The sequence below is a fragment of the Haloferax sp. ATB1 genome (genome assembly GCF_000730175.1).
This window is the reverse complement of record NZ_JPES01000050.1, coordinates 22,452-33,110: the sequence shown is the minus strand read 5'-3', so window position 1 is coordinate 33,110 and position 10,659 is coordinate 22,452. Positions and strand designations below refer to the sequence as shown.

Here is a 10,659-nt window from a genome sequence, read left to right as displayed (position 1 = left end):
CGTCGCATTCAACCGAACAGTCTCCAAGTGCTCACATAACAGCATTGGACTTGTCATGGACTAGACTATTATTAGTTCTTTCTGAACAAATATTTATATGGTAGAGGGGTTATTGTCGGTAGTGACGACTCTCCCCGTGGCCTACAGGTCACGGAAAACGCTCGGACTCCTGCTGCAGACAGGAGCCCGGTAGCAACGGGCCGTCACCCAAGATGACGACCAAATCAGCACTCTCGCGGGTGCGAAATAAGTCCCGCGACACGACTAGTGCAACGTCTTCGAACTGCCCAGCGTGTGCCACGCCCATCGAGGGCTTCGCCGCAAGTGGGCCCGCCAGTCGTACGGTCGAACCGTGCGGTTGTACCCTACCGAACGTCCGCGCGAGCGATATTGCGCGGGAGGACTAACATCATGAGTTACAACAATCTCGACACGCTCCTCGCGTTCCTTCGTGAGGACCTCGAACCCGGACAGGACCGCATCTACTACGCGAAGAACATCTCGAATAGAACTGACATCGATGGGAAAGAGGTCGGCTACTGGTTTTCGCGTGCTGTCGGTCTGTACCCGCAGTGGGACTCTGTGGAGTTCGATGGCCTCGAAGTCGAACGCTACCGTCCTGAGACGAAGGCGACGCGATGGCGAGTGACTCGCCTTGAGGAGGATGTAAGACTCGTCGCAGATGGTGGCGTTCGGTGGCTCGATCTGACCGGCTTCCAGCAGCAACTCGTCAAGGCGGTCATCGAGTTCGAGAACGAGCAGGGCGAGTCTCCGTACGGCGTCCAGATGAAGCGGGCGCTGAGTGAGCGGTACGGTCACGAAGTCACCAACGCTCAGGTCTACCCGAATATCGATGACCTCGTTGAGATGAACGTGTTTGAGCGGGAACCGCTGGACCGGCGGACGAACGCGGTTCAGTCGACTCCGCTAGCACGCCGACGATGCTCGCTGGAGAGGCCGAGCGACCAGTGGCTCACGTTGCTGGTCGTCGATCTCACTGAGGCTGTTGCTGATGGTGGTGAGGAACGGTGAGTGAGACGCCAACCGACTGCTGGGAGTCGCCTATCCCCGAAGCACAGGCGGCCGCTGGCGCTGACGAAGTGCGCGTCTCGCTCGACATGGAGTCGACCACTTCGAATGGCGGGATGACCGCGGATATCTCCGATCGGGTGAACCGGCTCTACGTCGAGTCGACGACCGACCGGGTCATCTTCGAAGTCTGTGAAGAGTTCGACACGGTGCGCGCCTCGACGACGATGACGCCGGACCAAGCTGAAGCGATTGGTGTCGGCCTGATAACGGCCGCAGCACGTGCATCTCGCGGACGTGAGGGCGTCGTGATCAAGAAGTACAACCTCGTCGGGGTCAACCGCGGCGACGGCATCGAGACTGATGGGGGCGAGAAGCCGCTCGCGAACCTCTCGGACGCCGAACTCGGTCAACGTGTTCGTCAGACTGCCGCGTTCCGTCTCGCGGTCGCGTGCGCTGAGTTCGATGATGCTGTTTCGGAGATCCGTGAGAACGACCAGCTCGCGTGGAAACGTCTTATCGACGACACGCTCAACGCTCAGGGGTCGAACGTCAAGAAGCGAGACACGGTTGAGGAAATCGTCGATGCGTTCCTCGATCAAATCGGTGAGTACGCGGAACTCGGCCGGTCTCCTGCTGACGCGACGCAGCGCGCTTCGGATGAACTGGTCGATTCGGAGGCCGAGAGATGACGCCTGCGATCACGTCGCTCCAGGCCGCTCTGGACGGTGCGAACCACGAGCGGAGTCGAGAGCTTATCCGGGAAGCGCTCCAGTACGAGGAGATCCACATCAATGAGTGGCTCCAGACGGTCAGCGGCCTCGAAGGCGTCCAGCAGATCGAGTGTGACCGCGACGGCTCCGAAGTCGTCTGGTTCGATTCGGATGCACACTTCGCTATCGAAGCGACGCTCGAACTCGCGCAGAACTTCGGCTGGTCGATTAAATCGGTGAGCTTCGATGGCCGCTCGGTCACCTTCGAGAGACCGGAGGTCGGTCTCGAATGACTGCTGTCTCGGTCACATCGTTCATCGCGCGAGGTGGTCGCTGTGAGTGATCTCGAACCACTCTCGCCTGATGATGCGATGGAAATGTGGCTCACTCGACAGCGGTCGGAGAAAGCCGACCAGACGGTTCAGAGCTACTACTACCGAGTCAATCAGTTCATTGAATGGTGCGATGAGAACGGCGTCGATAATCTCAATACGCTCACGACACGCGATATCTTCAAATTCGACACTGAGTTGCGGGAACGCGACTTGTCTCAGTCGACGCTGAAGAATCGATTCGGGACGCTGAAGCTGTTTCTGTCTTTCTGCGAGGACCTGAACGCCGTTGAGGAGGGACTGGTCAAAGCCATCGAGATCCCGAGTTTGCTGAAGGACGAGCGGGTGAATAAAGAGAAACTCGCGTCGGGTCGAGCTGAAGGGATTCTCGACAACCTCGCCAAGTATCGATTTGCATCCCGGGAGCACGCGATGTTCGCCCTTGCTTGGCACACGACTGTCCGTGTTGGTGCCCTGCGAGCGCTTGATGTCGGAGACTGCTACCTCGATGACGACGATCTGGACCGTCTTCGACACTACCCCGAGGTTGGTGAAGAGGAGTTCGAGGAGATCGTTGAGACTGTGGATACGCCGTTCGTCTATTTCCGGCATCGGGAGCAGACGCCTCTGAAGAACAAGTTCGAGGGTCAGCGTCCTGTTGCTATTTCGGATGAAGTTGCTGAGGTTTTGGACGCGTTCATCCGGGTGAATCGGGTTCCCGTGACTGATGACTATGATCGAGCCCCTCTCTTCTCAACTGAGAAGGGAGAAAATCGGATGAGTCGGGGTGCGATTCGACGCGTTTTCAATATCATCACCCAACCTTGCCGTTTCGACGAACCGTGTCCGCATGGTCGTGATGTTCAGACTTGCGAGGCTCGAAAACACGGACTTGAGCAGCGGTGCCCTTCTGCCCGCTCACCACATCGGGTTCGGACGGGGGCGATCACACACCACCGTGATGAGGGGTGGCCGCCTGAGGTGCTGTCGGAACGCGCGAACGCGACTCCTGAAGTCATCCGGCAGCACTACGACCATCCTGATTTGCTCAAGCGGATGCAGTCACGTCGGACGTTCCTCGGAGAGGATTCTGAAGAGGAGGACGAGGATGAATGAGATTTCTACGCGTAGAACTTGGATTCTTCACCTCAGCGGTCCCACTTCTTACTTTCATGGGTTAAAATTACCAGCAGTACAAGCTCTCTCTGTACATTTTGCATTAGATAGCAGAGAGAAAATAAAGAACTGCTTAAAAACCCCTTCTGACGGGTGGTTTGCGTGACCCGCGAGTGCCCAACTGCGGTCACGAGTCAGAGAAACTGTTCCGCTGTGAGCGCTGCGGGCGCGACCTCGTCGGAGGTGACCGACGGTGAGCCACGTTGCAACGACTCCGCACGAGACCCGCGGGAATCTCCTCTACAAGGAATATGAAGACTCACCCTACTGGGCGGTTCGACAGCTCTACAACCATGTCGAGGGAGGTCTGTCGAAGCTCGAAGTTGAGATACCACGCTATGAGGAGGATGGAACGGAGACGTGGACGGTCTCACTTGGCTTCCATGAGTCGGGCCTCTCGCCGTCGAAACACGATACCGTCTCAACGCTCCTCGAATACGACATCCAAGCCTACGGTGAGGGTCGACGAAAGTTCCCAATCTGTATTCAGCCACGTCTTGCGTGGGACGACGAGAACCGACCGGGAACGGTCCCAGCGAGTCTCGGTCGCGCGACCAACGTCAAACTGCAGAACACGGTCAACATCGAACTTGACGAAATCCCGCATCTAATCCGGGAGATACTTCGAGCCGTCTGTCAGAAAGTCGGGTTCGATTGGTCGCGCCGCTACTTCACCGAGACACCTCACGAGTACTCGGCGATTACACAACACGAGCGGTACCTCCGTCTCGACCGCGAGATGGCGAGAAAGCTCGTTCGGAGCGACGGCGTGTTCATGAAGCTCTTCATGCTCGTCGCCGACCAGGAGGGTTCGCACGTCGTCTATGACTCGAACAACGAGAAGATCGTCGGCTACAACCACCAGCTCCGACTCGACCGGAAGGCAATCGAGCAGATCTCGAAGCACAGCCGACACCGTCCACGGGGGATGCAGTACAAGCACTACCACCCTGAGCACGTGCGCAACGGAGTCTAAGGGTGACCCGCTGTACAATCCGAAGTTCGGCGCGCTATACAAGAAGAATCTGAACCAAGATCAGGCAGTCGCATGGAGCGACCGCCACGATCTCGTTGCTGACCTCGAGGAGAAGATGATGAATATCCTCGAATGGGCAGACATCCCATCGAAGCCCGGTCATTGGTTCGTCGAGGACGACCACTTCGTTCCCGAAGAATCTGACCGGAACATCGCGTTCTGGGACGACCCAACGCCGGAAATCGAGGCGTCGCAGGAGTCAATTATCATCCGAACGCTCCAAGAACTCGAAGACTCCGACCCGTGACGTTCTCCAGTACGTCGCGAGAGCTGACGGCGGGACCGTTGACGAAGCTGCCAAAGAGACTGGTTGGTCCGAATCAACAGTGTACCGCGTACTCCAGCGACTCAGTGGGCTTCTGGACTGCGACAACCGCGTGGTTTCGTGGGTCTCCTCAAAGATGGCTCAGCAGGTGCGGGAAATCACCTCCATCACCGAAGACGTCGTCGAGTCGAACGCGCGACTCGTAGAGAACGTCCTCTCGGTCGACCCGCGCGACCTGGAGCGTTCCGGCCGCGCGTTACAGAACTGGTTGAACCGGTACGGCGCAGAAGTTGTCCAAGGAATGGACGACCGCTCGAAGCGCGTGAAGATACGTGTCAGGTCGATCCTGAGCGACGCCAAGTCGAAGAAGGGCGAGTACCTTCCGGAGGTCTTGGATAACGGATACGGCGCGTGGTGCGACGCTGGACTTGACGCCAGTCGGTTCTACAACGCGATCGTCGTCTACGATCAAGCATACGGTCCATCGCAGTCTACGGTCGCGAATCAGCACCTCAGATAGACCGGCCCTCGTGAGTGGCAACACTCCTCTCCAGTTCGTTCTTTTATATACTACTCTCTGAATCATACCCGAACCAACGCTTCGGGTGGAACCATCGACACCGGCGAACCACGGCTGCGCGCCGGGTCCGCCGCGGGTCGTTCGCACTCCGTGCGAACATCCCCTTAGAGAGTGCGACTAACGTCACAACTTTCAAAAAATAACCCTCCGGCTGTGTAGCTGCAATTGATCCACGCGAAAGGCAGAGTGCGAAGCGCTACGCGAAAAACGGCGATTCTCTACCGTGCGAACTTACCAAATCAGCTACCAGTTCTCAAACGCCTTCTCCAGCTCCTTGGTTTGTATTACCGATTTATCTACGTATTCATCCGGCCAGTTCTCGTCCTCGTGAAGATCAAATAGCTCGTCAAGCGCAACGTATCTTGCGTCAACGCTAGACGCAGCGGACATTACGTCATCATTGAGTACGATCTCGTTTCCATGCTCTTTGAGTTCTGTCCTACCTTTGAGGACGCTTAATCCAGATTCCTTCCAGCAGGTATGACAAGTGACGAAATCTAATGTTCCAGAATACGCTTTTATTTCGTCTGCTGACAACCCGTTTTTGAATGCCATCGCCGCTGTCAACCCCAGCCCGGAGATTCGATGGCTGTGAGCCGGTTTTCCGCAGATGGCACAGTTTGCTGCTTTGCCTGTGAATGGCCACTCTTCTGGAACTGGCATTGAGGGACTTGAGGTCATACCAAAACGATAGGGCTCTTTTGACAAATCTTGTTGGGTGGCTAGAGAGCCACAAACCAAGATTACCGGAGTATTCGCTGCGCTCAGACTCCAGATGAAACAGATGAAACGGGGGTCGCGGCGCCTACTCGGCGCGGCTTGTCCGCGCGAAATTTTCTCACCTGAACTGGTTTAGTCATTCTACTTTGACACTCCTAAACCTCACTTAAGTACTGCGTATATATTACTGATAAATTAGAGAAAAGGATGAAAATAAGCATAGAAATCAACTTGCGCCCAGTAACGAACGAAAAATATGAACAGATTGTGCAAAATCTATGGTTTAGGATTGTCTGTTATCATATAGTTGATAATATTGATTCAGTCATCAATGCAGTGGATATGGTCGGGCACACATTCTAGAATGCCCACTCCACACGTTCTGTCAATTGAATCGGATTCGCTTGACCTACGCGGATCTCGCAGTTCCTCGAGCACCCCAACACCCGAGATCAAGTCATCTCCAAGGACCGGCCACCACCGGAATCTCGCTAGATCGAACCACATAACTTGAGATACTTCACGCGTTCGCGAAGAGACCACGAGGCAGTCTAGTCTCTCCTCTCTGTGCGTGTTCCAGTTCACCTATATTCAATTGAGCAATTCGAATAATCCCTTGAGTCCAGTGGGAGCCGATATAGCCGCAAGAACACGGAGTAGCTCTGGATTGAATGGTCCTGCGGCAGCCAATTCCACAAAATCCCCGCTTACGATGTAGACTACTAAGGCAATAATCACCGCTGCGAGAAATTCATAGAGTTCGTCCATCAACTCAAAGAAATTATAGAAAAATTTATAATATATAGATTCAATTTAGAGACCTTTTCATACCCTCTAAAAGCCGATATTCAGCTTCCTCGGCGAACAGATGGACGGAGGATGAAAGTGAAGGATCCTCTTGCCAGTCTCGGAGCATTTCTATTTCATCTTCTTTCTTGCTGACGCCAGACAAACTTACGGAAGCCATTGCATCAGTGTAGAGTGCACTGTGGATCACGTTTTGAACAGAGTCTGCTTCTTGGATATTGTCAACGCCTTCGGTTACCACTTTACGGTATATCTTCTCGGTGTCCTCGGTTATCGGGAGGAACTTGCAGTACCAGATAACTCGGAGCAACTGGTCCTCAGAACAGTCCGGGATTCTTGATAGGAGGTGTTCTGTGATATCAGCTATGGGGAAGGATCCGGTAAGGTCTGAGAATGCCATCGGGGTGTAGTAGTCGGTATCGAGAATCCGGTCACGTATTTTATTGACTGCGGATTCGTAGCTACCTGCTTCTTTCATCCTGTCTGTTTCCATATCAAGGTGTGTTGGCACGAGTGAGACCCCGGTATGTTCGTTTTCCAGTCGTTGGAGGGCAAAGTCAACAAACCGTTCCGGGTCCCGTTCCGCAACTTCCTGGATTACGAGTTCAACGCTATGCGATTCCGAGGCCAGGTTTTCTCTTTTTTCAGCGTAGTCCAACACTTCTTCAAAGATTTTCCCATCTACTTCCTGCGAGCTGTTCTTGTGTAACGGGAGTGGCCGCAAAATATTGTCCACGGACTGTGAATCAAGTGATTCTGTGTCTTGGAGAAGCGTGAGCAGGACTGATTCTGTCCAGTCCTGGTTATCTTCCCAGTACCCGTGTACCACCTGGCTGAGTCCAGATGCGAGTTCCCGAGATATCTCAGATTTATTTTCCAGTAGTTCGTTGACGTTCTCTTTAGCGAAGTCCAAGTCTTGAGTGGCTAAGGCGCTAAGACCTGCAGAAACCAGTTCAAATTGATCTTCCTTGACGTACTGGTCAACAAGTTCTTTCCCTTCTTCCGGGGTGGTGGAACAGATCCCTACGAGGACTTGTGGTTTACAAGGATCGAGGTCCAAATCATCGGCTTCAAGAAGTTTTTCTCCATATTCAGGCCGCTCGTCTGCTAACACCCTGAAGAACTGGTTGAATGACGTGTCCGCGAGTTCTGAGATGATATCCGAGAAATCGGATGGTTCGAGTTCCTCTTCGTCCAAATCTTCCGCAAACCTACGAATTTCAGCTTCCCTTTCCTCCATCTTTTTCGGAGGGCTATACTTCATATTCTGGAGAAGCGGGTATCTCTCGTTCTCTGCTAACGCCTCTCCCAGTTCCTGAGCTTCCGATTTGATGCCGAGCTCTTCCGCGTTTTCTCGGTCGGCTAGCTTGCTCAGGGTATCGATACACTGCAAGTCCTCGTCCTGTAAGACGTATTCAGAGGCGAATTCGAGGATCCGAATGAGTTCTTCCTCGTTGATCACTTCTTGATGTTTACCGTAGTACCTCGCCTGTGAGTTCTCGAAGTCCATCAGCTTCTTCGCGGCCTTTCTCCTCACTTCGGTATGAGAGTCCTCCCAAATAATCTGAATGAGATATTCGACGGCTTGTTTCCGTAGTTCCATCTGCGGTTCCGTCATTCGAAGGTCTCCCTGCCAAGACCTCATTTGGGAGTGGTCGACCGGGTCAACAGAGAAGTCGTGTATCTGTATTTTGGAGGTTTCCCCGATAACGTCGAGCAGGTCAAGCCGGAGTTCTTTCTTGATCTCTTCGTTGAGGAAGTTTTCCCCGACTACGTCCAAGATCTTTTGCTGTGCGGCAGGTGATCTCTGGAGACCGGGTCGCATCGCTTGCTTGAGTTTTTGTTCTACGCTTTCGGTTCGAAGCTGCGACTGTGACGGATGATCAACTGCAATCCGGAGTAGCCAGACGGTCGCTTCTTCTGGTTCCCCCTGTAGAGCGTTGGAAAGCAAGTCAATAGATTCGATTAAGAGGTCTCCGGCTGGAGATGTCGTGTACATTGAGCTCCGAAAGAGTTGTTCGTCTTCTTGATCTTCAGGAAGTTCTTCCCGAAACGATTTTTTGACAAGCCTGATTGCGTAATGCGGATACGCTGAGCCCAAGACTTTGAATCGACGCAGAATTCTCACTCTTTCAGCAAAGCTGTACTCATTTAGCTGATCTATTTCTGAATCCAAGGCGTCTCGAATGGTTTTCCGGGCGTCTCTACAGTCGTATCGTTGATGGATTACAGCTAACTGGTTGATCTGGTTCTTCCCTGTGAACTCGCTGAAATTGTCGTAGATTTTGTTTTGGTAGTTTCGTGGAGAATCTGAGAAGAAGCTGTCATAGACGATGTATTCTTGCAAAGCATCTGGTTGGATGGTTAGACTACTTCCGTGTTTGGCGACCAGTCCGATCTGCTCTTTTAGCGTTTCTCTGATGTTTTCCTCTGTGGTCTCATCGATGTTTAAGATTTCTCGGAATCGTTTAATTTGCTCGTCGTTGTCTGTATTAAATTCTCCAATAGCTGCTAGGTGTTTGACGTATGTCTCCAAATCCTGTGTATTTCCTACTCTATCCAGTCTTTGGATATCGTTGATAATGTCCTCAAATACCTCTTCTAACACTTCTTCCTGTGCAATTGAGTCTGCTTGTTCCCCTCTAGAGCTTTGTTCAGCGAGAAGGTGGGCGAAAAGGGGGATACCTTCACTGATCGCTGCAATTCGCTCTAGATTTGATGGATCATTTATCCCGTAGTATTCTTGTAATATACTGTGTATATCGTTTGTATCCAGCCGGGGGAGTTCGACTGTGTCTATCTCAATACCTCTGAGTCGGTTTCCATGGCTTTGCAGTGCAGAAGTGAAATGTAGTCTTTCCGCAAAGATGAGTTTGAGATGTGGTTGGTGTTGGTCCACCAGGTCGAATAAACGCCTGATCTGACCCGTGTTTCGTGCATCGTCAATGAAAAGAATAGTACTTCTGTCCTCTAGGTCAAGTTCTTCGAGTCCATCGTCGATGTTTCCAGCGTCAATATCCGTCCAGTAAACTTGCCAATCCGAGTGTTCGGCTTCTAAAAGTAGGCTACCTTCGACCACGAGTCGTGTCTTCCCGATTCCAGCACGTCCAGTGAGTATAAGTACGTCTTCCTCGGCTTCTGGGAAATTCCGAACTCTATCCAACTCAGTCTCACGTCCAAAGAGTGGGAGATCATATCTATTGATAGGGTCTTCTCCGTCAAGTTGCTGACCAAATCGATCGTGGATCGGTTGGAAAATATCGTATCCTTTGTCGGTTGGTATTCGAGCTTCAATTTCCTGAATGCCACGCAAGAGCTCTTCCTGTCCTTCATCTAGATCTTCAGAATACTGGTGGATCCGCTGTAGATAGATGGTACGCAGCTTGGACCCCATCTCTTGGTTCTGGCTGATTTCTATCTCTAGCTGGTTCAAAAACTCCAGCACCAGTTCTTCAACTGAGACCTCTACTTCCTCCCCGAGTAGATTATCGTTGAATGTACGAGCGATTTTTTCTGGTGTGATGAAATCGCTTCCATTTTCAAACTCTTTGACAAGCTCAATGACTTCGTCATCTTGGAAGATATGTATGAAAACCTCAGAGTCCAGTCCATCGTGGTTCTCAGCTACCTGAGAAGCCGCATTCTCCACAGCTTCATTCAGGAAATGCATCCGCTTCCCTTTACTGTAGACATAGTTCACAGCAGACGAAGCGAGAATACTTGCTCCGATGGAGATTGGTTCAACCATAATTAGTGATATTAATGCGAGTGGTTTAATATCTGGGCTTAGCTCAGAGTTTTCTTACCATTTGGATTTGCGTTAGGCTGGCAGCGGATATCAGTCTAAAAGTCTGCTTGATCGGTGTTCAACGAATACAGCAAAGTCCAAGTGGCGATGTGGTCTGAAATGACGGGTTGGGTAAGAACAACTTCTTTTTCATTAGTCAATGTGTTTGGGTGGAATACTCCACCGCCCCGGAAATGCCAATGTGTCCAGAATT

10 protein-coding genes are annotated in these 10,659 nt (G+C 52.3%); 7 read left to right on the top strand and 3 right to left on the bottom strand.

Translation table 11 applies throughout. The features are described 5' to 3' along the window. The first annotated feature begins 411 nt into the window (after positions 1-411). The 7 genes from ATB1_RS08480 (at position 412) to ATB1_RS23135 (ending at position 5,071) form a co-directional block, all read left to right on the top strand. Complete coding sequence (locus ATB1_RS08480) at positions 412-1,032, top strand: hypothetical protein (RefSeq protein WP_042663278.1); 621 nt, start codon at positions 412-414, stop codon at positions 1,030-1,032. Continuing rightward, a complete protein-coding gene (locus ATB1_RS22380; protein WP_198526064.1) occupies positions 1,029-1,721 on the top strand; it encodes a hypothetical protein in 693 nt (230 codons plus the stop codon). Before ATB1_RS08480 ends, ATB1_RS22380 begins: the two co-directional genes overlap by 4 nt. After that, the gene (locus tag ATB1_RS08470) at positions 1,718-2,035 is read left to right on the top strand and encodes a hypothetical protein (protein ID WP_042663276.1); all 318 of its coding nucleotides are present in this window, start codon (positions 1,718-1,720) and stop codon (positions 2,033-2,035) included. The genes ATB1_RS22380 and ATB1_RS08470 overlap by 4 nt, the downstream gene beginning before the upstream one ends. 78 nt (positions 2,036-2,113) lie before the next feature. Further along, a complete protein-coding gene (locus ATB1_RS08465) occupies positions 2,114-3,190 on the top strand; it encodes a site-specific integrase (protein ID WP_052367889.1) in 1,077 nt (358 codons plus the stop codon). Between the two features lie 253 nt (positions 3,191-3,443). After that, positions 3,444-4,226 (top strand): hypothetical protein, encoded by a 783-nt coding sequence (locus ATB1_RS23150; protein WP_241768153.1) that lies wholly within the window; start codon positions 3,444-3,446, stop codon positions 4,224-4,226. Positions 4,227-4,344: 118 nt separating this feature from the next. Beyond that, on the top strand, positions 4,345-4,533 hold the full coding sequence (locus ATB1_RS23145) for a hypothetical protein (protein WP_241768152.1): 189 nt from the start codon (positions 4,345-4,347) through the stop codon (positions 4,531-4,533). 79 nt (positions 4,534-4,612) lie between these two features. Further along, positions 4,613-5,071 carry a hypothetical protein gene (locus tag ATB1_RS23135; protein ID WP_241768151.1) on the top strand — a complete coding sequence of 153 codons (459 nt, stop codon included), beginning with the start codon at positions 4,613-4,615 and terminating at the stop codon, positions 5,069-5,071. A gap of 303 nt (positions 5,072-5,374) precedes the next feature. Here the strand turns inward: ATB1_RS23135 and ATB1_RS08455 are convergent, their stop codons facing one another. The 3 genes from ATB1_RS08455 to ATB1_RS08450 all read right to left on the bottom strand — a co-directional run bounded on the left by ATB1_RS08455 (position 5,375) and on the right by ATB1_RS08450 (position 10,406). Continuing rightward, entirely contained in the window at positions 5,375-5,812 is a 438-nt protein-coding gene (locus ATB1_RS08455) for a hypothetical protein (RefSeq protein ID WP_128081446.1), read from the bottom strand. 630 nt (positions 5,813-6,442) lie between these two features. After that, the gene (locus ATB1_RS21975) at positions 6,443-6,619 is read right to left on the bottom strand and encodes a hypothetical protein (protein ID WP_157837729.1); all 177 of its coding nucleotides are present in this window, start codon (positions 6,617-6,619) and stop codon (positions 6,443-6,445) included. A gap of 40 nt (positions 6,620-6,659) precedes the next feature. Further along, positions 6,660-10,406 (bottom strand): ATP-binding protein, encoded by a 3,747-nt coding sequence (locus ATB1_RS08450; protein WP_241768150.1) that lies wholly within the window; start codon positions 10,404-10,406, stop codon positions 6,660-6,662. Between the last annotated feature and the right edge of the window lie 253 nt (positions 10,407-10,659).

What these genes read in the sequence shown, in the direction of transcription:
- ATB1_RS08480 (WP_042663278.1), top strand. Translation starts at nt 412, where the DNA reads ATGAGTTACAACAATCTCGACACGCTCCTCGCGTTCCTTCGTGAGGAC.
- ATB1_RS08470 (WP_042663276.1), top strand. Translation starts at nt 1,718, where the DNA reads ATGACGCCTGCGATCACGTCGCTCCAGGCCGCTCTGGACGGTGCGAAC.
- ATB1_RS08465 (WP_052367889.1), top strand. Translation starts at nt 2,114, where the DNA reads ATGGAAATGTGGCTCACTCGACAGCGGTCGGAGAAAGCCGACCAGACG.
- ATB1_RS23145 (WP_241768152.1), top strand. Translation starts at nt 4,345, where the DNA reads ATGAATATCCTCGAATGGGCAGACATCCCATCGAAGCCCGGTCATTGG.
- ATB1_RS08455 (WP_128081446.1), bottom strand. Translation starts at nt 5,812, where the DNA reads ATGACCTCAAGTCCCTCAATGCCAGTTCCAGAAGAGTGGCCATTCACA.
- ATB1_RS21975 (WP_157837729.1), bottom strand. Translation starts at nt 6,619, where the DNA reads ATGGACGAACTCTATGAATTTCTCGCAGCGGTGATTATTGCCTTAGTA.
- ATB1_RS08450 (WP_241768150.1), bottom strand. Translation starts at nt 10,406, where the DNA reads ATGGTTGAACCAATCTCCATCGGAGCAAGTATTCTCGCTTCGTCTGCT.